The 26012-nt window shown below is 43.3% G+C and carries 22 protein-coding genes; 5 read left to right on the forward strand and 17 right to left on the reverse strand.

The window, feature by feature from the left end; genetic code table 11:
• Nucleotides 1-160: 160 nt before the first annotated feature.
• Genes BUQ91_RS12575 through BUQ91_RS12585 form a run of 3 tightly spaced genes read right to left on the reverse strand, consistent with a single transcriptional unit; the run spans nucleotide 161 to nucleotide 2667 of the window.
• A complete protein-coding gene (locus BUQ91_RS12575; RefSeq protein ID WP_083579770.1) occupies nucleotides 161-1129 on the reverse strand; it encodes an FISUMP domain-containing protein in 969 nt (322 codons plus the stop codon).
• A gap of 17 nt (nucleotides 1130-1146) precedes the next feature.
• Nucleotides 1147-1956, reverse strand: a complete 810-nt coding sequence (locus BUQ91_RS12580; protein WP_074209527.1) for an alpha/beta fold hydrolase — start codon at nucleotides 1954-1956, stop codon at nucleotides 1147-1149.
• A gap of 12 nt (nucleotides 1957-1968) precedes the next feature.
• Complete coding sequence (locus BUQ91_RS12585) at nucleotides 1969-2667, reverse strand: DNA alkylation repair protein (protein WP_074209528.1); 699 nt, start codon at nucleotides 2665-2667, stop codon at nucleotides 1969-1971.
• An 86-nt stretch (nucleotides 2668-2753) separates the two neighbouring features.
• On the opposite strand from BUQ91_RS12585, the gene BUQ91_RS12590 reads away from it, so the two are divergent.
• Complete coding sequence (locus tag BUQ91_RS12590; RefSeq protein WP_074209529.1) at nucleotides 2754-3509, forward strand: flavodoxin family protein; 756 nt, start codon at nucleotides 2754-2756, stop codon at nucleotides 3507-3509.
• 231 nt (nucleotides 3510-3740) lie between these two features.
• Here the strand turns inward: BUQ91_RS12590 and rpsI are convergent, their stop codons facing one another.
• The 4 genes from rpsI to sppA all read right to left on the reverse strand — a co-directional run bounded on the left by rpsI (nucleotide 3741) and on the right by sppA (nucleotide 8531).
• Entirely contained in the window at nucleotides 3741-4145 is a 405-nt protein-coding gene (rpsI, locus tag BUQ91_RS12595; RefSeq protein WP_072829279.1) for a 30S ribosomal protein S9, read from the reverse strand.
• Nucleotides 4146-4163: 18 nt separating this feature from the next.
• A complete protein-coding gene (gene rplM / locus BUQ91_RS12600; protein WP_072829281.1) occupies nucleotides 4164-4592 on the reverse strand; it encodes a 50S ribosomal protein L13 in 429 nt (142 codons plus the stop codon).
• Nucleotides 4593-5150: 558 nt separating this feature from the next.
• Nucleotides 5151-6209 carry a hemolysin family protein gene (locus tag BUQ91_RS12610; protein ID WP_072829285.1) on the reverse strand — a complete coding sequence of 353 codons (1059 nt, stop codon included), beginning with the start codon at nucleotides 6207-6209 and terminating at the stop codon, nucleotides 5151-5153.
• A 24-nt stretch (nucleotides 6210-6233) separates the two neighbouring features.
• A complete protein-coding gene (gene sppA / locus BUQ91_RS12615) occupies nucleotides 6234-8531 on the reverse strand; it encodes a signal peptide peptidase SppA (protein ID WP_254842356.1) in 2298 nt (765 codons plus the stop codon).
• A gap of 69 nt (nucleotides 8532-8600) precedes the next feature.
• Here sppA and BUQ91_RS12620 point away from each other — a divergent pair, with 69 nt between their 5' ends.
• Entirely contained in the window at nucleotides 8601-10697 is a 2097-nt protein-coding gene (locus BUQ91_RS12620; RefSeq protein WP_074209532.1) for a polysaccharide biosynthesis tyrosine autokinase, read from the forward strand.
• Nucleotides 10698-10713: 16 nt separating this feature from the next.
• Here the strand turns inward: BUQ91_RS12620 and BUQ91_RS12625 are convergent, their stop codons facing one another.
• Both BUQ91_RS12625 and BUQ91_RS12630 read right to left on the reverse strand, forming a co-directional pair.
• Nucleotides 10714-11991: a glycosyltransferase gene (locus tag BUQ91_RS12625; RefSeq protein ID WP_074209533.1), complete on the reverse strand. Its 1278-nt coding sequence runs from the start codon at nucleotides 11989-11991 to the stop codon at nucleotides 10714-10716.
• 14 nt (nucleotides 11992-12005) lie between these two features.
• Nucleotides 12006-13505 carry a lipopolysaccharide biosynthesis protein gene (locus tag BUQ91_RS12630; protein WP_072829291.1) on the reverse strand — a complete coding sequence of 500 codons (1500 nt, stop codon included), beginning with the start codon at nucleotides 13503-13505 and terminating at the stop codon, nucleotides 12006-12008.
• 206 nt (nucleotides 13506-13711) lie between these two features.
• Here BUQ91_RS12630 and BUQ91_RS12635 point away from each other — a divergent pair, with 206 nt between their 5' ends.
• The 3 genes from BUQ91_RS12635 to BUQ91_RS12645 are packed head-to-tail and all read left to right on the forward strand — an operon-like array spanning nucleotide 13712 to nucleotide 16937.
• A complete protein-coding gene (locus tag BUQ91_RS12635; RefSeq protein WP_072829293.1) occupies nucleotides 13712-14578 on the forward strand; it encodes a beta-1,6-N-acetylglucosaminyltransferase in 867 nt (288 codons plus the stop codon).
• 5 nt (nucleotides 14579-14583) lie between these two features.
• Nucleotides 14584-15564, forward strand: coding sequence for a glycosyltransferase family 2 protein (locus tag BUQ91_RS12640; protein ID WP_072829295.1), 981 nt, complete (start codon nucleotides 14584-14586; stop codon nucleotides 15562-15564).
• A gap of 8 nt (nucleotides 15565-15572) precedes the next feature.
• Nucleotides 15573-16937 (forward strand): O-antigen ligase family protein, encoded by a 1365-nt coding sequence (locus BUQ91_RS12645; RefSeq protein ID WP_072829297.1) that lies wholly within the window; start codon nucleotides 15573-15575, stop codon nucleotides 16935-16937.
• Here the strand turns inward: BUQ91_RS12645 and BUQ91_RS12650 are convergent.
• The 8 genes from BUQ91_RS12650 to BUQ91_RS12685 form a co-directional block, all read right to left on the reverse strand.
• On the reverse strand, nucleotides 16882-17652 hold the full coding sequence (locus tag BUQ91_RS12650; protein ID WP_072829299.1) for a polysaccharide lyase: 771 nt from the start codon (nucleotides 17650-17652) through the stop codon (nucleotides 16882-16884). The genes BUQ91_RS12645 and BUQ91_RS12650 overlap by 56 nt on opposite strands.
• The gene (locus tag BUQ91_RS12655; protein WP_072829301.1) at nucleotides 17640-18764 is read right to left on the reverse strand and encodes a glycosyltransferase; all 1125 of its coding nucleotides are present in this window, start codon (nucleotides 18762-18764) and stop codon (nucleotides 17640-17642) included. The genes BUQ91_RS12650 and BUQ91_RS12655 overlap by 13 nt, the downstream gene beginning before the upstream one ends.
• Before the next feature lies 1 nt (nucleotide 18765).
• Nucleotides 18766-19980 carry a CDP-glycerol glycerophosphotransferase family protein gene (locus tag BUQ91_RS12660; protein WP_074209731.1) on the reverse strand — a complete coding sequence of 405 codons (1215 nt, stop codon included), beginning with the start codon at nucleotides 19978-19980 and terminating at the stop codon, nucleotides 18766-18768.
• 11 nt (nucleotides 19981-19991) lie between these two features.
• Nucleotides 19992-21059 carry a glycosyltransferase family 4 protein gene (locus BUQ91_RS12665; RefSeq protein ID WP_074209535.1) on the reverse strand — a complete coding sequence of 356 codons (1068 nt, stop codon included), beginning with the start codon at nucleotides 21057-21059 and terminating at the stop codon, nucleotides 19992-19994.
• 59 nt (nucleotides 21060-21118) lie between these two features.
• A complete protein-coding gene (locus BUQ91_RS12670; RefSeq protein WP_072829305.1) occupies nucleotides 21119-22330 on the reverse strand; it encodes a glycosyltransferase family 4 protein in 1212 nt (403 codons plus the stop codon).
• 5 nt (nucleotides 22331-22335) lie between these two features.
• A complete protein-coding gene (locus BUQ91_RS12675) occupies nucleotides 22336-23649 on the reverse strand; it encodes a nucleotide sugar dehydrogenase (RefSeq protein ID WP_072829307.1) in 1314 nt (437 codons plus the stop codon).
• A 24-nt stretch (nucleotides 23650-23673) separates the two neighbouring features.
• Entirely contained in the window at nucleotides 23674-25044 is a 1371-nt protein-coding gene (locus BUQ91_RS12680; protein ID WP_074209536.1) for a nucleotide sugar dehydrogenase, read from the reverse strand.
• Between the two features lie 103 nt (nucleotides 25045-25147).
• On the reverse strand, nucleotides 25148-25987 hold the full coding sequence (locus BUQ91_RS12685) for an EamA family transporter (RefSeq protein ID WP_072829311.1): 840 nt from the start codon (nucleotides 25985-25987) through the stop codon (nucleotides 25148-25150).
• Between the last annotated feature and the right edge of the window lie 25 nt (nucleotides 25988-26012).

Raw genomic sequence — 26012 nt, forward strand, 5'->3', positions numbered from 1 at the left:
TTGCAAGCCGGTGATTGTTTACGCCCAGGCGATATTGCTTGGGCTAGCGCAAAGATAGAAATTATAGGGAGGCGTGTCTAGTGTGGGAATGCGCGCCATGAAAGAAAACGAGCCTCTAGAAAAATTCACACCGCTTGTGGCGACGCATTAAAAGGCAGAATCAAAGGTTTTCGTTTCCAGAAGCGGAGGAACTACTCCTCTCTTCTTTGGGAATCATCTGGTAGCAACGGACCGCGCCCCCAACAGATTTCAAAGTTTGACTTGAACCCCACCACCCCCAAGAGTCTCCAAGCAAAAGACCACCAAGTTGCCCAGCGTGATTTGAAGTTTCCATACTTTGCCCCCAAGGCTCCCAATAACGAAACTCTTCACCAACTTTCTCAAATTTGCCATCCTTATAAAAACCATTCGGCAAAGCGGCAAACCCTAACGAATCGGTACATAAATTTTCATCCCATCCTTTTTTTGCACACAAATTATTTGGATTTATATACTTGAATATAAAATTTCTCCAGTCTCCCTCATTTACAAAAAGTTCCCATCCTTTTGGACAAATTCCCTGAACTCTCAAATAAAAATCTCTATTTTCTTCATGGCGATAATAATCTGTATTGTATCTAGCATTGATATTCAAAGCGGCTGACCATGTGTAATACCTTCCATATTTAGAACAAGAGTCCAAATTATCTTGATAACACCATGTTTGGCCCCGTAAATTCGGATAGTTCACCGAATCCGAAAAGTTCAGATTTTCCGCCATAATACGGAAATTGCTGTGTACAATATACTTGTAAACATGTCCGTCACGTTCATCAGTGAATTCACCGTAAAAAATCGCCGGATTCATGTAATCCCACGCTAAATGCTTTTCGACATAAGACGAAGAACTCGAGCTTTCAGCAGAAGATGACAATTCCACTACAGAAGACTTCCGTTCAGATGAACTACTTTTTACAGACGAAGACGATACGATTATAGCAATTTCAGAACTTGATGATTCAACAACAGGAGAGGAACTGGAATCATCCCCACAAGCAACAAATACGCAAGCTAAGCTCACCAGCATCAAGGTATTACGCAACATTTTTTTCCTTACTAGGTATAAATAATTCAAAAGCAACGTTTCCATAAGTTACCAAACAGGGATTACCTCTTCAAAAACTCCAAAATCCTTGAACGGTAATCCGGGGCTTCATCGTAGGCGGCGTGGCCATAGTTCTCGTAAACGTACAGTTCCACCGGCGTGCCATTTTGCTTTAGCACTTCTGCAATTTCGCGGGAAGCGATTACGCCCAAAACTTGGTCAAGTTCAGCTCCCAAAATGAAAGTCGGGCACTTGAGTTTCAAAAGGCCTTCGTATGCTTCGAACGCGAGGCATGCACGAGCCAGCACGCAGAAGCGCTTCATGTCCTGTTCCGTTGCATTCGTGTTCATGCGCATCAGACTCTTTTTGTACTTGCGGATTGTTTCAGCAGAAAAAACTTTATCTATAAAATTCGAGCAGAGGGCTTCGATATCGCCTGCATCGGCAAGGCGTTTCCATTCCGTCATCACCGCACGGGACATGTCGTTCAAGCGGGAAGCGCTACAGCCAAGTACCAAGCGCTCGACTTTTTGCGGGAACTGTTCTGCAATAAGCTGTGCAATCATGCCACCTTGCGAAATACCGATCATGCATGCGCGTTCAATACCGATAGCCGACATTGCTTCTGCGGTATCCGTTGCCATTTCTTCCATCAAGTACGATTCGCCAAAATTTTTCTTGCGGTCGAACATGTAGACCGTAAAATCATCTGCAAATATTTTATATGAATCAGCCACCATCGAGGCGATGCCCATAGTGCTTTTAAGGCTCATACCCGGAAGCAAGACGAGCGGGCGCGCGCCCGTGCCAAACTTGAGGTAATCCATTTCAAAATTGTCGGTCTTTACGGTCTGTACTGTATATTCAATCATATTGCAAAGATACTATAATTTTAAAGTTTTAAGATAAGCCTTTTGCTCATCGGTAATGCGATAACTTTCGATTGCCTTTTGGATGGTCTTGTTGTGAGTCCAATCGTCGAGTACACGTTTTTCAATATATGGTAGTGTCGCTTCGTACTGCTTGGCAAGCGCAGTTGCAAAGAACCACGCGACCATCATGTTCAGGTAGTATTCTTCGCTGCGGATTTTCGCGACCCACTTTAAAAATTTCGGATCAAAGTCATCATCCAAAAAGAACGACATCAGCGTTTCGATACCAAAACGGACTGTGTAAACGTCCGTCACGGGAGCTTTCATCCAGCGTTCAACATCTTTCAAAAGGCGCTTACGATTCGCGGCCTTCGCAAACACCTTGGGGCGCATTTGGTCACAAGTTGCCCAATTATCCACGTACGGCAAAAAGGCATCAATATGCGAAACGCAATCATCGTAATCTTTTATCAAAGACAAAATAAAAGCGTGCACCTGATTTTCGTCATAATACTTATGTGGAAGCGTTGACAAAAATTTTTCCACATCCGGATGATTTGCAAATTCCTTGGCAATCGCGCGCAAGTCAGGAGTGCGTACGCCGATAATCAACTTTGCATCCGTCGTCGGAATCAGCTTACTATGGAAAGCCTGAAACTTTAAATCTTGTTTTTCAAAAAGAGTTTTTTGAATTTCGTTAATAATTGACATTATTTCACCGGTCTATATCAGTCTTGTCGTGCACCAATCGCCTTGACGTTCAAATAATTTACAAAAACTTTTCTAAATTTGCGCGCATGGCTGAGAAAAAGAAAATACTCGTAATGGTCGCAAGTCCAAAAAATGAACGTAGTGGCACGCTTATCCCGACAAAGGCTTTTGTCGAAGGATTGGAACAGAACGGCGACTACGAGACCGAGTACATCTTTATCGACAAGATGCACATCAAGCCCTGCCGCGGCTGTCTTAGCTGCTGGGGACGCGAGGACGGATCTTGCTTTATCAAGGACGATGACGTTCCGATGATTCGCGAGAAACTCACGAATGCAGACATCGTTATCTGGAGTTTTCCGCTTTTCCTCTTCAGTATTCCCGGACAAATGAAAGTCTTGATGGACCGCATTGTGGGCATGGTTCATCCGTACATGGGTCAGAAGCTCAAAGACGGCGCCAACGCCATGAATTCGCACCTGCATGGGCTACAGTTCCAAAAAGAAGGGCAGAAAATTATTTTGCTTTCAAGCTGCGCCTGGATGGACTTGGACGTGGTTTACGAGCCTATCCGCAAGCAGTTCGACATCATTCTTGGCCATGAAGGCTACACGCTTATTGCATGCCCGCAGATGCGTGCGCTCGACCATCGTGGTGGTCCGCGCCGTTTGAACATGCTTCGCGACAAGTACCGTAAAGGCGGAGCTGAACTGGCTACAACCGGAGCACTTTCGCAGGAAGCTATCGACTTGATGCAAAAGCCGATTTTCAGCGATGACGCCTACGAAACGCTCGTTGTGGAATTCGTGACGCACATGTTCGATCGCGATGACAATTTTTAGCGCCTTCGGCGAGTGGCTTGATTGCTCGGCTTTGCCGGGCATTTTTTATATAAAGGAAAGGCCCCCGCGGAGCGGAGACTTCGTGAGCCTCAAGCGATTCGTATCAACGAATCGTGGAGGCGAGAGTGAGGCGATATCACATTCTCGTGCTTGCAAAAGAGCCGAACGGTCTTGTAATAACAAAATGCCCCGCCGAAGCAAGGCATTTTGTTGTAAAAGCAAATTCGCAGATTAGCGCTTGCTGAACTGGAAGTGCTTACGAGCCTTCTTGCGGCCGAACTTCTTACGTTCAACGGCACGTGCGTCACGAGTCATGAGGCCTTCCTTCTTGAGAGCCGGCTTCACTTCTGCGTCGTTAGCAACGAGTGCACGGGAGATGCCGAGACGGACTGCGCCCATCTGGCCAGCGATGCCACCGCCACGAGCGGTAACTTCGACGTCCCATTCTTCAGCGTTGCCGAGGATGGCGAACGGAAGGTTTGCAATCATGTTCTGCACTTCAGAATGGAAGTATTCCTTGAAATCACGACCATTGATAGTGCGCTTGCCGGAACCCGGCTTCAGAATCACAGCGGCGATGGCGTTCTTGCGACGGCCAGTGCCGCGGTAGATCTTCTTATTCTTTGCTGTAGCCATAGTTTTCTCCGTTCTAAATTAAAGTTCTACGACTTCGGGTTTCTGGGCAGCGAACGGATGTTCGGCACCTGCAAAAATCTTGAGCTTCTTGATCATCTTGTGGCCAAGAGCGCTGTGCGGGAGCATGCCCCAAATGGCAGCTTCGAGCGGAGCAGTCGGGTGCTTTGCCAAGAGGTCGGCAAAGTTGATCCAGCGTTCACCAGCAATGTGACCGGTGTGGTGGAAATACTGCTTCTGGAGAGCCTTGTTGCCGGAAACAGCAACCTTTTCAGCGTTGATAACAACCACGAAGTCGCCAGTATCGACGTTCGGGGAATAGATGGCCTTATGCTTGCCCATGAGGAGACGAGCAACTTCGCTTGCAACGCGTCCCATCGGCTTGTCAGCTGCGTCCACAAGCTTCCACTTGCGAGAGACAGTCTTCGGGTTTACCGTAATGGTCTTCATGTAAATCCTCTAGTGAGTGAAATTCCAGGGCAAAGGCGCCCCGAGAAAAGCAAGGTAAATTTAGATGATTTTTCGCAAGGGTTCAAGGGTAAAAATGTGTATTTTTTGAAAAAAGTAGTGTTTTTGCGGGTTAAACATTCTATCAATTGATAGAATTATATTAATTAGTATAGTATTTTGGTTGTTAGTCAATGGTCTTTGGTCATTAGTCATTAGAAATACGTCACTAGATGGGGCTAGTAGCCCCAACCTCTTCGGCTCGGTCATACCCATACGAGTATGGTTGCGACACTCGCCTTTTGAGGTTGTCTTCGACTCCGCTCAGGATGACACGTCCCTACCTTAGAACGAATGTATTAATGGCGACCCCATCCCCATACGCGGATCATGCTCACATAAGTGCTAGTTGCATTCAAGGCGAGTGTCGCGACAGGCTGCTTGCAGACTGTCATGATTGAGCCGAAGATGCTGACGCAAAGCGTCAAAGCACTAAGTGATCAAAGAAAATAAATCCGGGGTGACAATCGGGCATGACAAAGCAACAATTCCGAATTATCCTTACTGTTTACTCTTCTCCTTGCGCATGGAGGCGAGCGCTTTTGACTTGCGGCGGGCGGTTTCTTGCAGGTTCACGGCGACATCGAATTCATCGACAATTTCGCGACCGAGAATTTCTTCGAGCACGTCTTCGAGACTTGCAATGCCCGCAATCGCACCAAATTCATCAACAACACCGACCATGTGCCCACGCTGTTTGAGGAATCGTAGCAACAGTTTGTCGGTCATAAGGCTATCGGGCACAAGTTGCATTGGACGCATAAGCTGACGAAGTTTCACATCGCGCTTGCCTTCCGCAAGAAGGTTGTACGCGTCTCGACGGAGCACAATTCCAATCCATTGATCCTTTTTTCCATCGTAAAGCGGAACTCTGGAAAACGGCCAGTTTCCACGTTCATCCAACGTCTCGCCAATCGTGCTATCTGCAGAAAGCGTAAAGACTACTTGACGGGGTGTCATCACACGACGCACAGGGAGCGACTTGAGCGAAAGAATATTCTTGATGACAAGTGCCTGCTGGCGGTCAATCACATCTTCTCGCAAACCAAGACTCACAAGGCTATTGATGTCTTCGATACTCACATCCTTCTTTTCTTTATCTTCGCGAGTCCAATGCTTGGTAAGCGTAAGGCAAAGCCAAATAATTCCAGTCCAGCTCAGCACTTTTGTAATGTAATAGAACGGCACAGCCACAAGTGGCGCACAGATTTTTGCCTGTTTCACACCAAGCGTTTTCGGAGTGATTTCGCCAAAGAGCAAAATGAGAATCGTGAGCACCACGGGAAGGAGCATCGCCTGCGAAGGAGTCAATCGCTTTACCGCAAGGGCTGTCGCCAAGGACGCACCTACAGTATTTGCAACCGTATTCACCACGAGCACCGATGCAATATAACGGTCGATATTATCCTTCACATGCTTGAGGTAACGCGCCGTAAATTTCTTTTGCCGTTCCAACAGTTCCACCGTCGAAGGCGGGACACTATAAAACGAAGCTTCAGTCACGGAGCAAAACGCAGAAGCCGCAAGACAACAAAAAACAGTTAAAGCAATTTCAAACATAATTTCGCGCCTCCGGCGCAGTTACTAATAACCATTAATCAACCCCGGTTCAATCGCCCAGAATTGCGTGCGTTCCATATCGCGGACAAAATCGCTCAACGCCTTTGTATCGGCAAACGGAACGATAAACGAATCTTCGGTATTCAATTGAACAAGTTCAATATCCGTGGATTTGGGGATATCGGCAAGTTTACGCACTTCGTCTAGTGCATCATCAAAACCGCCAAGTCCTTGCACAAGGCCGGCCTCTTTTGCCTTCCAGCCCACCATCACGCGGCCACCGCCATACACGGAATCCACCACGGCCTGATTAATTCCAGTCGCCTGCGAAACCACGCCCGTAAAGCGGTTGTAGAAATCATCCATGTATTCCTGGAGGGCTGCCTTTTCCGTGTCTGTCCACGGGCGAGCAAACGAACGAGCATCAGAATAATCGTTAGTCTTCACCGGTTCATTTCTTAGCCCTATTTTTTTCATCAAACCTGAAACATCAATTTTTCCGCCATAGATACCAATGCTTCCGACAATAGCAAACGGCTCTGCAATTATTTTATCTGCACCACATGCAATGTAGTAGGCGCCTGATGTTCCAATATTTCCGATACTAGCAACGATCGGAATATTAAACCGATTCAAGTTCTTGAGCGCACCCCAGATTTTATCGGATGCAATTGCATTTCCGCCCGGTGAAGAAATCCGCACAAGGAGCGCCTTCACGCCCATGCCAGGAAGTCTACGCAAACTTTCGAGTACAGCCGTTTCCATTTTAGAATCAATCGTTCCATTGATATTCAACAATGCAACTTTCGTACGATGGCTCCAGCTTTCATCAAAGATTTTCGTATTTGACGGAGACCATGTTCTAAATCCAGCATAAGGAGCATCTATTCCGAAGAATGTTTTTAAAGCATAGCTCGGCACTTGATCTATATAAAGAGTCGTATCTGCAAGGCCTGCTTTTTTCGCCCCTGTCGCAGTAATCACAGGTTTTTGAGCAAGTTCATCTAGTTTTTCCGTATTAACTGGAGTCGATCCTGTCTTAATCCGCGAAGCCAATCGCATACGAATCAATTCCCAAATATCCTTGTAAAGCGTCTCTACATTTTCGCGAGCATTTACCGACATGGAATCCGCCGTGTACGGTTCCACAGCAGACTTGTAAGCACCATGGCGCAAGAACTCGACCTTGACACCTAGTTTATCCAAAAATCCTTTGTAGAACGTAATTCCGCCGCCAAGCCCTAGCCACGTAAAATGTGCCGAAGGTTCCACTACAATGCGATCTACACTTGCTGCAGCCATAAGTACAGCTGGACGAACATCATCCATATACGCAATGACAAGGCCCCCGCGAGATTTAAGCATTTTCACATAACGGTTAATCTCTTCAGAAATAGCCAAATTGCCAGTATACCCAGAGAAATCAAGCACGACAAGGCCTGCCGCCGGATCACGAAGCAAGTGTTCGAATAAATTACGAACCCTCATGAGGCCAATGGACGAAGGTTCAAAGAAAAGAAACTTCTTTTCCACTTCGGAAACTTCCATATTGAGCGGCACACGTATAATCTTCGCCGCATGGGAAGACTGCGGATTACGCGCCGAATGGAAGCCGATACTTCCGCCCTTCGGCAAAAAGTCATCCAGAATCTTGAGGGAAGCATCGACATGCCCGCCAAACGAAGTAGAAAGCGTGAGAGCGAATTCATCGTCATCGCCGTACAAGGGCATTTTAAAGCCAAATCGGTATCCGTAAAGGGATAGTTCCAAAAGCAAACGATGTTCCTTCCAATTTTCGACATCGTAACTTGCACTCAAGAAACTCCCCAAGCGAAGAGTCGCCCCTGCATTATGGATGCGCTCCATAGAAGCGGGCCCCAAATAAAGCAGATTATCACAGGAATAGCCAAGGGAAATAAAGCGGAACGGGCGAATCAAAATACCGGGAGAAAACGTCCACTCCGTCCCCGTAAAATCCGCACTGCGAAACGCCATAAAACGGCTGCCTAAAAAAGCACTTCGGTCAAAAAGCGGGAAACTATACGTCAAGTTCCAACGCGATTCGTCCATGCCCTTATCGTTAAAACGGTACTCAAACCCGGCACCCAGACGGTCCAAATTACCGCCAATCCGTAGCTCGGTAATGCCGTCATCGAATTGGTACGAGAGCAGCGCTCCCTTGGAATCAAGTGACGAAAGCCCCGCAGGGTTCCCGAAAACACCATGCCCACCATCTAGCGAAACAAAACCCGATTCGCCAGGAAGGTAAGCATAAGATAGCGCCGTAAGCGCAAAAAACGCAGCAATTATTTTTCTCATCATTGATATAATAGAAAAATTGCTATCTTGATTAGCGAGTGAAGGAAATAATTTTAACACAGTGGTGGTTCTATGGCTGCATCTTCTAAAAAAGAAGAAACTGACCTCTTTGATTTATTAAAGGAATTCGTCAAAAATTGGAAAATCATGGTTCCGTGCATAATTCTTGCCGGAATTATTGGCGTTTTTGTCGCCATGTGGATTCGTCCGGTTTACAAGGTAGACGCCCTGCTCCAAATCGAATCCAAGAATAACAAGAGTGTCGGCTTAATGGGCGGACTTCCCAGCCTCTTTGCCAGCGCAAGCCCTGCTGAAACCGAAATAGAACTCATTTACAGCCGTCAAATCATCGGCGAAGCTGTGGAAAAGTTGCGTTTACAATACACGGCAACACCGATAAACAAGATGGACAGATTGTTGCACCACGAAGGCCGCATGGAACTCAGCCAATTCGAAGTGCCTTGGAAATCCATCCCGAAGGATGAAAAAAGGGGACCTTGGATAGCAACAGCTGTAGACAGCTCTTCATTCGACCTGTATGATCACAATAACAATAAAATCTTAACAGGAACTGTTGGACAAACATATAGAGTTCCTTACGCTGGAGACACACTCATCTTTAGCGTATTCCACATGGATGCAACTGCCGGACAAAAATTCAAGCTCAACAAATTGGAACGTCTTGACGCTATTGCAAAATTCAAAAAGGCATTTGAAGTCAAGGAAAAGAGCAGAAAGACCGGAATCTTGGAATTCAGCTATCAGGACATCTACCCTGACCGCGCTACAAAAATCCTTAACGAGATTGCAACATCTTATTTGAGACAGAACGTAGAACAGCGAAACGCCGAAGCACAAAAGACGCTTGAATTCTTAGAAAAGCAGCTTCCCGACGTCAAAGCCCAAATGGACAGTTCGCTACTCAAGTTCAACACCTATCGCAACAAAGTCGGTTCCATTGACATTGGTGCAGAAACGCAACTGATTTTGGAAAAGCGCAACAAGTTGCAGCAAAGCTTGCTGGACTTGCAGCAGAAAAAACAAAGCGCAGTCCGCCTTTTCCAGCCGGAACATCCGACCATCAAGACCTTGGAAGATCAAGAAAGCAACTTGAAACGCGAGCTCGCAAGCAACTACGCAGCAACAAAGAAACTTCCGAATACACAGCAAGAAGTTTTGAAACTGACGAATGAAGTTGACATGAGTAAGCACATGTACACCACCATGCTCAACAACATTCAACAGCTTAAACTCGTTTCTGCCGGTGAAGTGGGTTCCGTCCGCATTATCGATTTTGCCGAAGAAGTTTCCAGTCCTATAAAGCCCAAGAAATCCATGATTGTATGCGTTGCTTTATTCATCGGTTTACTCTTTGGTACACTTATCATCTCGATCAAGAGCAAATTCAACAACGGTGTCCGAGATGCGAACTTTATTGAACGCGAAACAGGGTACAGCGTTTACGCCAAAGTACCGAAGGGGAACCCCAACGGAACTAAAGGCACTCGCCCGCTCGCTGTAGTCGAACCCGATGATGTGGCAATCGAATCGCTCCGTGCATTACGCAGTTCTCTTGAATTTAGCATGGAAGACGAAAGCAAATCCATTATTGGTGTCAGCGGTCTCATCCCTGGAGTCGGTAAAAGCTTTATTTCAGTCAATCTTGCAGCGCTATTCGCAGGATTAGGCAAAAGAGTCCTTCTCATCGATGCAGACCTCCGCAAAGGTCGCCTGCATAAAGAATTTGGAATCAAGCGCGATAAAGGACTTTCTCAGATTCTTTTACACACAGCAACTCCCGCTGAAGTCATCCGCAAAACGGAAGTTCCAAATCTTGAAGTCATGCAATGCGGCAACGTTCCGAGCAACCCCTCCGAACTGCTCGGTTCCAGGCATTACGCCGCCATGATCGAAGAGTTAAAACAGCAGTACGATCTCATCATCATCGATACTCCGCCGATAATGCTTGTTACTGACGCCGCTCTCGCCTGCCGCGTTGTATCTGAAATCGTTATGGTCATTGAGTACAACCGCCATAGCATTGACGCTATCAAGGATGGCATGAAGCAATTGCTCAAGGGCAACAACGACGTTCACGCAAGCCTCGTGATCAACAAGTACGAACACGGGCATAGCGATGGATACGGCTACAAATACGGGAAGTATTAATAAATCGAAAGATTTATTATTTCACAGGTTCGAATTTACGGGCAATTTTCCTTATAAGCGGTCCGTTTAACCAATATAACGTTTTTTCATTGAACTTCGTTAATGTTGGCGTGACCACTTGATAAGGGTAAGAAGTTTCTCGATTGGTTACCAGCAATACTTTATTCACGTATTTTGACAAACGATCGAGTTCTTCCGTAGTCGGATCCGCCTTGACATAAATGCATTTGGCATTTTTCACGTTGAATCTTTTCATGCCGTCGTTCCAACTTTCTAATGCAATTTTCCGGGAATCCAAATTTCGGAAATGTATTTCGATATCAAAGTTTTCAACGGCTGCCATCGAGAAGAAATCATCCAAATCATTTTGATGCTTTGATTCAGACGATCTAATAAACTTCAAATTAAAGTCTTTTACATAAGACAGGTTGTCAACAACATTGAAAAAGTCATCATCATAAAGGCTTACTTCCGTAAACGGAGAGTGCGATGATGTATTGCAAGAATGGTAGTAATAGTGTCCTAAAGGAATGTTTGAAATGATTGAATAAGGATGCGTGAAATAAAAATATTTTTTATAAACCGAGAAAACACTTCTACCAAAAGTTTTCAGTTTGTTTTTTAAATCTCTTTTAATTTGAATGGGCTCTTTTTTCAACCACGAGCCCGCAAAGTGGTGAATCGAATACGTATTTTCGGTAACCTCAAGTTTTTGCGTATCCCAAGTCTTTGGACTAAACCAATCAACAGGGAACACATTGACAACATCCTTGTCGTAATCAAATTCAGATTGATTTTTTATAAACCGCAATTCATAATTAGACTCAATGCACTTTCTAAAAATAGCGGGCATAGGAGTCATTTGCACGGCACCGTCAGCTGTTATAAATTCTCTGTCTTTGTAGCGATTGTACAAATCGTCTATCAGGCTCCAATGTTTTTCGCATCCCAAAGTTGCAGCCTCAATTCCCTTCGGCGTGTTTTCCATGCCAATGAAATAGGGCAAATGAAGCAAGTCATCGAACGATTTTAAAACTTCAACATCACTATCTAGATATATGCCGCCATAATTGGATAAGGCGTAAAGTCGTATGTAATCAGCGGCAAAGGCGTACTTTCGTTTTTCGAACGCCTGGTCAACCCATTTGGCAGTACCTTTAGGAAATCTCTTGAAATCCCATTTCCAAATTTCATAATCGGGTAATTTTTCCTTCCATGAATTCATGCATTTCTGGATAGATTCTGGATAGGGATCATCACTAAGCCAACAGAAATGGATTATCTTGGGGATCATAGGATTCTCCTAATTTAAAAAACTTTTTCCTTTATCTTTTTCAACAAATAGGCGCGGTCTAGCTTAGACAAGATAATGTAAGCACCAGTAACTATGCACACAACCGTTACTAATGAGAAAGCCAAAGCCAGCTGAGCCCATGAGGTAGGTTCAAAAAAGTGCTTTATACCAAAACAAATTACCAAACATATGATAAAATAAGCTAGTGCCTTAAAGAGGTTTTTATAGAACGTAGTCTTTGGCAAAAGCAGGCAACGAGCACCATACATAGGCAAAAATACAAAGCCTCTGATTATACCACAGAAAGAGCGGGTTCCGGCCAAAACGTACAACCTCATTTCAGAAGATTCGACAATAAACATCGAAGCGAAAACAATCAAGAATACGGTGACGTTATTGCCTAACATGAACAGCGTAGAATACTTCAATTTATTTGTTATAGTGAATATATTCCAGAAAGATTCAAGAGGCAAAGTATACGCTAACGCAAAGGTACCTAAAATAGTAAGGAATATCAAATCATCAGCATTTTCGCTCGGGAGCCACAACCTATAGAATGAATCGCCATAAACATAAAGACACGTTAACGGAATCGCAGTAAAGAAAGACAGAATTCGAATAGACTTGTGACATTCATTGAGCAACTCGTCATGTTTCTTCTCGGCAAAGTACCTCGTCATCGTAGGCGCAAACACCGCGGATATCGACTGAAAGAGTCCTAAAATAATAACAGGAACATTTTTTGTAATTGCAAAATATCCCATTTCAATCATGCCAATATACAGGTTTGCAAGCAGCAAATCAAAGCCTTGACCGAGGATTTCACCTAGTCTCGAAATCAAGCTCCACACGCCCGATTTCAAAAGCTCTACAATTTTGCTAACCTCAAAGTTTTCTTTTTTTACACCAAGTTCTGGCGTTAAAACGCTTGTGAACCTATAGTTTGCAAACGCAGTGTATATAGTGAGAAGCATTCCTGCCAAACCAAGATACCAAACATGGGGCTTAAAGAAACTGAACAATAAAATCAGGGACAAAGCCTTTATTGCTGTTCCAATAATAGTACGGACATTACTTAAATCAAGTCTATTTTTTATAAACGTTGCGATAGTCCATGTTCCTGCGAGAAGGCCTATAATATTGTTTATCGCCATAAGGGCAAACAACAATTTAACATCAAACACCAAATTTTCTGGTATATTGATGAGGTACTCTAGCCATACAATACACAAAGAAACAACGAACGTGATGACGAATGCAAGAATTATGTTCGAAAGGAATACCGAAGCATAATATTTATTGGCCTCATCGATATTCCCTTCACAATATTTAATGGTGATAAAACGTCCGACCATTGAGTTCAAAGCAATAGTTATCAGACTTGTATAAGTAAGAATATTTGCAGACAATCCGATAAACCCGTAAGCTTCTGGGCCAATGGTTCTTACGATATACGGAGTCAACCCAAAACGAATACCCAAACCGACGACAAAAGTTATTAACGATGCCGCCATATTGACAACGAATTGCCTGTTTTTCGATGAATGAGTGGGCACTTTCTATTACTCTTTATAAAACTCCAAATTGCAAACGCAAAGATAGCAAAAGACAAAAACCACGGCAAAACAAGCTTCCACATTAAGGCTATTTAGATGGTCGCAACCAAGCCCCTAAGCCCACCCTTACATGGATAATAACTATATTTTAATTGAGGTTTTTCATGTCAGCTCGCAAACACGCATTTCTTATTCTTGCCCATAGCAATCCCCAATTTGTAGCAAGATTAGTAAACAGCTTAGTAGCCCCCAATCACTATTTTTTCATACACATCGATAAAAAATCAAAGGAAGATTTTTCCTGCCTTAAGCAGATTCCAAACTGCACTTTTTTAAAGAAGCGCGTGAGCTGCAACTGGGGTGGTTTTAGCCTTGTAGAAGCAACACTAAACCTTTTGAAAGAAGCAAAAGCCGCAGATAACTTTTCCTACTTTCATTTACTTTCCGGTACCGACTATTTCTGCTCCACAAACGAAGCCTTCGATAAGTTCTTCGAAAACAACACAAAGAGCTATTTAGAAATTAGAGACGGAAGCCAATTCGAATGGCGTCTTAAGATATACACATTTAACGACTTCATCAATCGAAGAGGCCGTTGGAAAAACATTCTTTGGCATACAGACGACATCCAAAAAAAGCTCATCCGTCATATTACCATTCGAAAGCCCCTTAAAGAAACGTTCTATTACGGATCGCAATGGTTTTCCCTAAGCAATGAAGTCGTCGATTACGTATTGGACTTCTGCAAAAATAATCGATGGTTCGTTCGTCGCTTTTACTTAACTTTCGTGCCGGACGAATCGTTCTTCCACATGATTATCTTGAACGGACCTTTGGCAAACCAAATCGTCCCCAAGAATCTCCGCTTTATCGACTGGACCAGGAAAGTTCCAAAAGAACCGCTTCCCCGCACTCTCGATATCAACGACTATAACGACATTATTCAAAGCGGATGTTTCTTCTGCCGCAAAATATCTACAACCAAATCGGCATCACTAATAGACAAATTTGATGAATTGAGGAACAAATAATCAATATGGGCCAGTCTCTCATTTCCATAATTGTTCCCATTTACAAAGTCGAGCCTTATTTGCATCGATGCGTAGACAGCATCATTAATCAAACATATCAAGACCTTGAGATTATCTTGGTCGATGACGGATCTCCAGATAACTGCCCCCAAATTTGCGACGAGTACCAGCAAAAAGATTCTAGAATCAAGGTCATTCACAAGCCAAATGGCGGCCTGTCCGATGCTAGAAACGCAGGGCTAGACATTGCCCAAGGCGAATACATCATTTTCGTGGATTCGGATGATTTCATCCACCCTGAAATGGCTGCAGTTTTATTTGAACTGTTGCAAAAGAACGGTTCCGACATTGCCATTTGCAACTTCGTTCCATTTACACACGATGTAACAACATCAAACGAAGCCCCCGTTGTCGAAACGCTTTCCGGAGAAGAAGCCGCTTTACGACTTTATCAAAAAGAATATACAACACAATCCGTTGTAGCTTGGGATAAGATTTACAAAAAGAGCGTCTTCAACAATCTTCGTTTTAAAGTAGGTAAATTCAACGAAGACGAATTCTTTTCATACAAAGCGATGCTTTCGTCATCGAAAATTACATATACGTCACAGGAACTATATTACTATTTCCTCCGCGATACCGGAATTTCAAAAGCCATCACAAATCCAAAATCGCTAGACGGACTTGAAGCAAAACAAGAGGCAATCGCCTATTACAGGGAAAATAAACACTTTGCTCTTTTGAGAGCAGCCGTCTCAAGCTTTTTAAATTTCACCGCCAAGAGATATTGTTTTGTGCACCATCAAAAGGGCAACCACAAAAATTTATTGGCAGAAATCAAAAAGCATCACTTCAAGGTTTTCAGCGAAAACAAATTCGTTCTGGACAAAAGACTAACTAGGCGAGCACAAGTATTCCAGTTCATGCCGTTATTATATTGGTTCTTTATAAAATACGATAAGTTCAGGCAGCAAATTCAAAAATAGGGGTAATCATGCTTGTTTTATCGTTATTCGCATATATTCTTTTTTTCGCCTTAGTCTTTTTGGTCATCAAGGGGAACCGGGAGCAGCAATTACTCTCTCTCATTCTTGTAAACATTCTCTTTTACATCAATATTGCATTAATTGCAAAACCAGAACTGACCCCCTTCCAGCTTATCCCCTACATTTTTTTCGCAAAAGAAATTCTCTTTAACAGCAGCGAATTTAGAAGAACGTGCGCATCGTTTCCTGTAAAAACAGGTTTGTTAGTAATCTTTATCGCTTATTTCTTGACAACTTATTCAAATGGCGGTAACTCGCATGACTTCTACAGTTCTTTACGTTATTGTTTCGACAAATATATACCCATAATTGCAGTATTCATCTGCGCGAAAGATATCGATGAAAAAATTTTGACAAAGCACTTGTTCTTCTTCTTCCTAATTTATTCCGGTTGCGGACTTCTTGAATATTTGTTAAACCACAACTACATTCGAGAAATCATCGCAACAGCCTTCCCGTCCACAAAAAATACAGACATGTTCGGCCCCGCAGGAATTACGAAAGGATTATACTCTTCTAGCTGGAGACCGAGAATTTCTATTACAACAAAACATCCAACGGCTTTAGGAACACTGCTTAGCACCATGTTCCTATTCACCTTGGCTTATCTTAAAATAGCCCCGGAAAAGTTTGACATAAAGAAAGTAAAAATAGTCCTTGCAGTTTTGGCAGGAGCGGTGATATTATCAGGGTCGAGAACAGCGCTTGGTTGCATATTGTTAGGTTCTTTAATCTATTTCACAATGCAACTTTCACTTAAAAAAAGACTTTTTGCAATCATCTTTTATGGTTTTATCGCCCTTCAATTGTCTTCATTTGCCTTAGAATCATTTGAAGAAAAAGAAGGCGGAAGTTCTCTTTCTCTTAGGCAACAACAGCTTTTGTTTACGCTCATCGAATTTGCAGAAAGGCCAGTATTCGGCCATGGTCTTTACTTTACCAACCATACGATTTTAGCAAGCGATGACGATGGCAACAGAATGTATTACTCTAAGGAAGAAACAGAGGGGCTTGAATCCATCGTCTTCTACACCCTCTTGGATATCGGTTTATTCGGAGCGCTCGCTTTACTGATATTCTATGGGCAAATGCTCTTTTACTTCTATAGACATCGGAAAGCAAACGAGCATTTGGCCACGCAAGGAATATTGCAAACATCAATGCTCATTGTGTTCCTAATCCTTTCGGGAGAAATCGGAAGAAATACCGAAATGAGCATCCTCTTTATCGGAACATCACTTGGACTGCTACAAAAATCTATTGAAAGTGATCAGCACGATCTCGTGATATCTTCAAGCGACGAAAACGAATAAACGAATCCCATCGAGGCGCATAATTATCGTCGTTTCCTCCATGGAATGTCGAGAAATAGAATTTGTCTATTTTCTGATCACGCCCATTTCTAAAGAGCATTGAATCTTCTTTCACGACCAGGCTATCATCAAACCACGTTTGAATATAGCCGTTTCTAGAATAATTATTTAGAGAATCAACATCATTCAGCCCAACATGCATTACAATTTTATGCCACTGGCCTCTGGTGATTTTCTTCTGATCAAACTTACCATTTAAATCCCACTTGATGTTATCTGCATATTTCCCTTTCTGGGGGGCCGAATAAACGTATTGCGTCAAGAAGCCGTCCTTCTTCCACATAATACGATTGCTCCAGCCATCGGCTTCTTTCGGCGTATTGCCACCGGTATAGCATTTTCCACCACAAAATCCAGGCAGTTTTCCACCACTTCTAAAATCAAAATTCTTTTCGAAATAAACTTCGTACGAGCACCACAATTCTTCGGCACTATCCTTTTCAAGCGGAATCGTAAACTGCAACGCACAACCATTTTTTCTAGATGTGCCAAAACAACCTTTAGGGTACTTCAATCGAAGATAAGTGCCACTTGAATCAGGCACTAATTCTGCCATTGAAGAATTCTCGATACTTGCAACAATGCCACCCACAACATCTGCAGGAATGGACAAATTTGAAAAAAAGAATTGCAAGAAAAGAGCTAGATAGAGCATAGCATTTCCCTCCACATCGGCAAAACGTTTTCTATGTCAAACCGACTAGATAACTCCAAGCAATTCAAAGCAACGTTCGCTCTCATGTTATCATCTTTCATTAAATCTAACATCTTTTGAGCATACATCTTTAAATTTCCATAAGGAATCAAGAAGCCATTTTCTCCATCGAATATAATATCCTTGATAGATGCATAGCTATCAAACGCCAAAGGAACAACTCCAAATTGCTGAGATTCCGTAAGAGTCAACCCCCAGCCTTCAAACGACGATGTCATCATAGACATCGCAGCCGTTTCATAAAATGGTCGCGGATTTTGTTTCCCCATAAATTGGACATTCTTCAAATTCATTCTTGCAGCAAGCTTTTTATAGTCCTGCAAATTTTCGCCATCACCGATAATTTTCAATGTCCAAGTTTCTGCAATCTTGCTTTTCTCCACTTCTCGCCATATTTTCAAAGCTAGAGAAATTCTTTTTTGAGGCTCCTTCATTCTCGAAACAATCAGCACTTCATTCTTTTTCTGAGCTATAATCGATTTGTCATTTCGCACGTCAAATGACAATATATTCGGGATAGCAGTTATCTTATCCGAAGATACATGAAGATTTTTCTGGAAGAAGGGGGCAAACGAATTCGAAAGCAATAAAATTTTAGACACCCTCGGGATTATCTTACCCCAACGAGCATGAAAGCGTTTCAATTCTTTCCAATAAAAAATAGGGAAAAAAGCCATCCTGACAAAGCGCTTTATTTCATCACTAACAGAACCGAACGTTTTCGTGGAAGCCACGCGCCAGGACTTGACGAATGTAGGCGGCGCAGTATGCCATGCGACAATGTACGGAATATTTTTCGCCTTGTTGCTCAGATATCGACTCACAACACAATCACAAGCAAGTTGCTGTACAACAACATCAATGGACTTGTCTAAAAAGAATCGTTCTACATCAACAGTTTTACCTTCAAACAAAGTTTCGGTTCCTGTATCCTGCAAATAGAACGATTGTATTCCATATTTCAAAAGCCCCCGCATAACAGAAACCGTTACGCGTTCTACGCCACCAGCCATCGCATCTAAAGGATTATTAAAAACAAACAGGACATTCATTTTAAAGTTCCTTAATTGCATTGAAATTTCTCAAGCAATTCTGCGTATCATTATACAAAAAGAACGACTTCATCCGTTCCATATACTGATCCGACATTCTGCAATCTTGGCTTAACATAGATTCCACATGCACGACGACATCATCCAAGGATTTTGCGACCGGGCCGAAAGCATCCTGATCCGGATCAAAATAGCCTTTTCCCTGGTGTCCGCTTTGATATGCTTCACGGTCAAACTGGTACAACAGAATAGGCTTTTGCATATATGCAAAATCAAACTGTACACTTGAATAATCCGTAATCATCATGTCACATTCAATCATCAACTTTTGTACATCATAATTCTCAAATGATGCAGCAATCACATTCTTTTCAGGAATTATGAACAAATGCAAGAATTTTTGCATTTCGAAGTGAGGATAGAAAATCAGTTCATAGCCATATTGGTCCAGCAAACTTAGCAAACGTTCACTATTCAATAGCGAATTAAACGATTTAAAATAATCCGTTTTTTCAAAATCTTCTGCCGTACATTTCGATAAATAATGTCTCCAGGTCGGCATCAGCAGTATTTTTTTTGTTTTTTGATGAGTCAACGGAAGAGCGTCATACCTAGCAAAACCTAAAGATTTCACACATTGTGCAGGATGACCAAATCTTTCAATGACAAATTGTTCTTCCCTTTTCGAGACCGTGACAAAGAGGTCAAACCGAACCTTATCTCGGTGCAACCAAGGTCCATCTGCTTGAGTCACGCCATGCTGAAGGAACACGTATTTTCCTTTTACAAATAACTTCTTCAAGAAAGAAACATGATCCATTCGCAAAAAGAGATTTCTTTCAGGCGCCCCACCAAATATATGCGCACTCACTTTTTTCTTTGCGACCAGATAGCATAAATAATGTTGCCAAGACCCATGATAAACAATTCGGCCAACATCCTGAACATTTTTTAAATCAGGCGAATCTTTTGTAATAATATAGACCGCATTAACATCAGGGCACTTCTTACAAACATAACGGAACAGATGCATTGCATTATCTCTAGCATCGTTTCCACGTTCTGCAAAGACCCATAAATCTTTATACTTCCTGTTTTTCCCAATAAAAACAAGAAGTATCTTGGCTATACAGCATTTAGCAAATATTCCTAACCACTTTATATATTTTCTCAAGCCGTTTTTTTTGACAAACGAAAGAAAGGTTTCTTTTTTCATATTAGGCATTGCTAGAAGTGATACAAAGAAATCCAAGACTTTTTATAATTTTTCCAAGACCGTTTCTCGATATAGTCAAAAGCATTCTGTTCCTTTATGCGAAGCTTACCATCAGCGAAATCTTCTTTCACTTGTTTAAACACGCTTATAAGGGAATCTTCATGCGACTGGGCAGAATCATAATCATACGAATACACAGCATCCGTAGATTTTAAAACATCGCGAATGCATCCAATTTCCGGGCATATCATTGTTTTGCCATAGGAAAAAGCCATCCACAACGTACCTGAATTCAAAGTGCATCGTTTATCATACGGAGCAACCAGCAAGAGCGATTGGGTCAAATAGGCTTCCATCTGGTCAACCGGAATAAAATTAAAGTCCAAAATGATATTTTCATTTCCCTGAGTAGCTTGTTCAATCTTATTCCTATACGATAAATCACGGCAAGATCCACAAACGAGCAGCACAAAATCACTTTGTCCAATATTTGACTGTTCAAATGCACGAACTAGAACATCAATATTCTTGTAGGGATCAATTTTTCCACAAAATAACACAATCTTCTTTGATTCTGCTATTCCATATTTTTCCCTAATATTCAAATCCGATTTAGGATAATTCTGTATATAATCCCCATGCGGAATACAGACAACTTTATTCCTGTATTTTTCTAAAGCAGGGATTTCATCAAACGTTGCATCACATAAAATATGAATACGGGTGCTCCATTTCAGCAACGATCTCATCATTATTCTAGAAAAAGACTTTCCTAGTTCCTGCCCATGGACTTCCTTGTTATGGATTGTCCAAATAATAGGCTTTCCTCGCAACCTAAAATAAATCAAGGTAGCAAAGCGAAAAATAAAGTTCATCCAAACTTTAATCCGGCTTTTGCCACGAATATTTTCTAACCAATTTAGATGGACAACATCATAAAAGAAAAGGCTACCCCATTTTCGTTTTATGGCTTCATTAACACCAACAACGGTGTATTCGTCGGAAATAACACTAGTTATATTCCCCAAATAACTATTCTGAGGAGTCTCTTTTTGCGGAAAAACTAGAATTCTAATCATCAACCAATAATAGACCGGATCTCATTTATCAATTGTTCTGAAGCAAAGACAGTTCCTTTTTACAGTCCAAGTAACTTCTTGTACGCGCTAATCAGCTTCGGTTTTTCGTAATCCCAACATAGTTCGTTTTGCACACGCTTGCGACCAAAGGCGCCCATTTCCGCCGCCTTTTCAGGATTGTCCAAAAGCCATAGGATTTTTTCGGCAAAGTCATCTGTATCGGTATTCTTTGCATAGAGCGAAGCTTCCTGTGCAGAGAACTTACCTTCCTTGAGCGTAAACTGCACAATCGGCTTTCCGAACGCCATATATTCCATGATTTTGTTCATGGTGGACTTGTCATTCATTTCAGAAGGCAAATCCGGATTGACGCACACATCAGCCGTGTTCATCACATCGGCCAAGAATTCGTCACTCACGCGACCAGGGAATTCCACATAATCGGTAAGCGCCATCGTCTTGTTCAATTCGCGAAGTTCTTCCAAAGAAGGTCCCCCGCCCATAATGCAAAAGCGGATGTCCTTGCGGCCCTTCTTGTTCACGATGTAATCGACAGACTTGAGCAAAAGATCAATGCCTTCCTGCTTGCCCATCACGCCGATATAGCCAATCAGATACTTAAAGCCTTTCTTAACTTCCGGCTTGGCGGGGCCAATTTTCAACTTCGAGAGGTTTGGACCGCTGCGCACAATCGTCACATCCTCTTCGCGTTTTTTGCCACGGCGCATCGCAATTTCCTTATACGATTCATTCGTGACAATGGCATGCTTTGCAAAAAAGTACGTAAGGCGTTCCACCAGAATCATCGCGCGGTAGCCCAAGCCTTTCTTGCCAAATTTTGCAATCCAGAGTTCCGGATTAATATCGTGGTGGTCAAAAAGGAACCTGCAACGCGTAAATGTAAAGAACAAGAACGCCGCTATAAAAATCAAGTCAGGCGGATTGCAAGCATGAATCACATCCTGTACGCCCTGCTTTCTAAACACCTTGAACAAGAGACGAGTCTCATGATAAAGTGCACAGAAATATTCCTTGAAATAATCAAGCGAACGCTTTGCTTCTGGCAACGGATGGCGATAAATTTTGATACCATCAAGTTCCTCATATTCCTGAGGATACTTCTTTGTCTTCGGGCAAATTACGGTTACTTCGGCACCTGCTTCATGCAAAGATGTCGCTTCCTGCCAAACACGGCGGTCAAAAGGGACCGGGAGATTTTCAACGACAATGCAAACTTTCTTTCCCGAAAGTTCCTTCAAAGACTGTTCCATAGAATTTACCAGCAAAAACCTTCGTAATTAGAAAGCGTTTCTACAGACGGATCCTTCAAGCGAACGAGATCCAAGAAATGAACTTCAGGTTTCTTACGAATCAGTTCCGAGATCTCAGGATTTCGAACGGTAATAATGACAAGTGAATTATTTTTCACAACATCTTCAACTTCATTCACAAGAAGCGGAAGCAGGTGCGGAATACGCTTATTCAATTCACGCAGGTTTGTTTCTTTTTCGCGAGCGATATTCAAATAGCGGTCATAGATGCTCAACGAGCAACCCTTGCCCAAGACGCCTTCGGCCAAACGAATTGCGGCCGAATTACGCAAGTCATCCGTTCCCGCCTTAAAAGTAAGCCCAACAATGCCCACAGAACGCACGCCTATTTCTTGCACGCGGTCTAGCACTCGGCGAATGTGCATGTTATTGCTGTTTTCAATCGACGAAAGAACAGGAACTTCGACCTGATGAGATTCGGCCAAGAAATTCAAACCACGCAAATCCTTAGGAAGGCAAGAGCCGCCGTAAGCGAATCCCGGTTTAAAGTAATACGGCGAAATGTTCAGCTGGGTATCCTTGCAGAACAAGTTCATAACACTATGGCTATCGATATCGAGCTTTTTACAAATTGCGCCTATTTCGTTTCCAAATGTAACCTTCAAGGCATGGTATGAATTATTGACAAACTTGATAATTTCGGCAACTTTCGGCTCGACTTCTACAATTTCACTACCCAAAGGAGCGTAAAGATTTCTAAGAGCATCAAGGGCTCGACGACATTCGCACCCAATAACAGTCAACGGAGGATTCAAATAATCGGCAACAGCCATACCCTCACGGAGAAACTCTGGATTCGAGGCCACAGCAAAATTGATTCCTTCACGTTTTCCCGAAACCTTTTCAATCAATTCCGCAGCAGCAGCATTCGTTCCAGGAGGCACGGTACTACGAATAACGACGATATGGAATGTCGACTTAGAACGAATAGCTTCGGCAATCGAACGCACAGCAGACATCAAATATGTTGTATCAAGGCGTCCGTCTGGAGCATTAGGTGTACCGACACAAAGGAACGATACATCCGTTTTTGCAACCGCCTCAACAGCTGAAGATGTAGCCGAAATAAGTCCGGCCTTATAGCCATCCTGCAAAACTTCATCAATATCCCTTTCGACAATTGTCGGAAGTCCGGCAGCAATTCGATTTACCTTATTAACATCGACATCGCAGCCAATCATTCGATGACCTAGCTTTGCAAGGCAGGCGATTCCAACACAACCGACATACCCTAATCCAAATACACTAATAGAAGCCATAATATTTATCTCTTAGTAAAATTTTTACTCCGCTTTGCCCTTACCGATGCTAGTCACTTCAAAGCCGATCTTCCTGAGGGCGTCCGCATCCAAGATGTTGCGACCATCAAATACAAAGGCAGGTTTCGCCATCGAGCTGTAAATGCGTTTCCAGTCAAGTTCAGCAAAGCATTTCCATTCTGTGCAAACGACAACGGCGTGAGCACCTTCGGCGGCCTTGTACGGGTTTTCTTCAAATGAAACCTGGTCAATCACATCCTTAAGGTCGCGCTTGGCATCCGGGATAGCCTTCGGATCAGTCACGACAGGCAGTGCGTGTTCGGCAAGCAAGTCGCGAACCACGAGGTTCGCCGGGCTTTCACGGGTATCGCCCGTATTGGCCTTGAACGCAAAACCGAACACGGCAATTTTCTTGCTGGCGATAGTATTGAACATTGTTTCGAGCATGCGGTCCACCACGCGGTGAGTCTGCCACTCGTTAATTTTCACGACGCTTTCCCAATAGGCAGCCACTTCCGGTAGTCCGTAATAACCGCAAAGGTAAACGAGATTCAAAATGTCCTTCTTGAAGCAGCTACCACCAAAACCGATAGAAGCCTTGAGGAACTTAGGACCGATACGGCGGTCCTTACCCATTACATAAGCGACTTCGTCGACATCTGCACCGGTGCGTTCACAGAGAGCGCTAATCGAGTTGATGGAACTGATGCGCTGTGCGAGGAATGCATTTGCAGTAAGCTTCGTCAGTTCGGAGCTCCAGAGGTTCGTCGTAAGTATGCGATCGCGCGGCACCCAGTGAGCATAAACATCAACGAGCTTCTGGCAGGCAGCAAGGCCCGATTCCGTCTGATGAGAGCCAATGAGCACTCGATCGGGCTCAAACAAGTCATTAATGGCGGTACCTTCTGCAAGGAATTCCGGATTCGAGAGCACTTCAAAGTGAAGGCCCTTATCGTTTGAATTCAAGATGCGTTCCATGGCCGCAGCGGTGCGGACCGGGAGCGTCGACTTTTCGACGATGATCTTTCCTTCGTCAGCAATTTCCAAAATGTTTCGGGCAGTCTTTTCCCAATACTGGAGGTCAGAAGCCTTACCAGCGCCATGTCCAAACGTTTTCGTCGGGGTATTCACCGACACAAAGATAATGTCCGCTTCCTTGATGGCTGCAGGAATATCCGTGCTGAAGAACAGATTACGGCCACGAGCGCGCTTTACAACATCATCCAAGCCGGGTTCAAAAATCGGGAGATTTTCGCTATTCCAAGCGTCAATGCGAGATTGGTTGATATCAACTACGGTAACCTTAACATCGGGGCACTTGTCAGCGATAACAGTCATGGTAGGCCCACCGACGTAGCCTGCACCAATGCAAACAATTTTAGTTTCGAAACTCATGATGTTATAAAATAGCAATTACACCACGAATCATTATCACCCATAGGCAAAATAAAGGCTTTTTATAAGCCATTATTAAGGGTCCAACGGTAATACAGATAAACTAAGCAATCTTTTTTTTTCTCGGCCTGCGAACAATAAAAAGACAGGCACCGATGAGCACTAAGCCGACCGAAATAACCTTCCCTATCGGGAACGCTTCATAAAAAACAAGAGCCCCCGCTAATGTCGGAACCGCAGCACCGACTGCCGCACTGAACGGGATAATAAATAGGGCTCGTCCACGCGAAAAAGACACTTGCGAGTACAAAAAAGCAATGCCATAAGTAGCGACATAGCCAAGCGTCCTAAAATCCATAAGCAAGTTCGCCACCGAAGAAAACTCGATGTGGTCGAGGTCAAAATCCATGGCAAGGCTTTTGTAAAACGCAGCCGAAAGTCCAAAACCAACGCCCATAATGAGCGAGTCCACCACTTCGCGATCTTTTACCCAAAGGTGCGCAATTAACGTTGCAAAACAAAGCCCACCTGCATACGCCCAAAGGCTCCCGATATTCTGCACAGCAGTCGATTCGCCAAGATTTTCGACAGAATAAAGAAGGCCAGCCACAACAAAGCAAATCGCCACGACAATACGCTTGGTCAAGACTTCTTTCAAAATGCAGAAACCCATGAGTGCCGTCAGCACCGGATTCAAGACCATCATCGGTTGCACCTGGCTCAAATCATATTGGGCCATGGCAATGTAATAACCTAGCGTTGCAAGCCCAGAGCATGCAATGCCAAGCCACCAAAATTTATTCGTGATAACGCCCTTGAAAAATTCCCAGGGTCTAGAAGTACCGCCCGTGCGTTTGCCTACAGTAGATACTCCCGATTTTTCAAGAATGTTTCCACAGGCAAAAAGGAACGCCGGACCGATGGTTAAAAGAAGAAAAAGCATAACAATTGGCAGAACTTATCGAGTT

The sequence above is a fragment of the Fibrobacter sp. UWB11 genome (genome assembly GCF_900143015.1).
In the GTDB taxonomy this organism is placed as follows: domain Bacteria; phylum Fibrobacterota; class Fibrobacteria; order Fibrobacterales; family Fibrobacteraceae; genus Fibrobacter.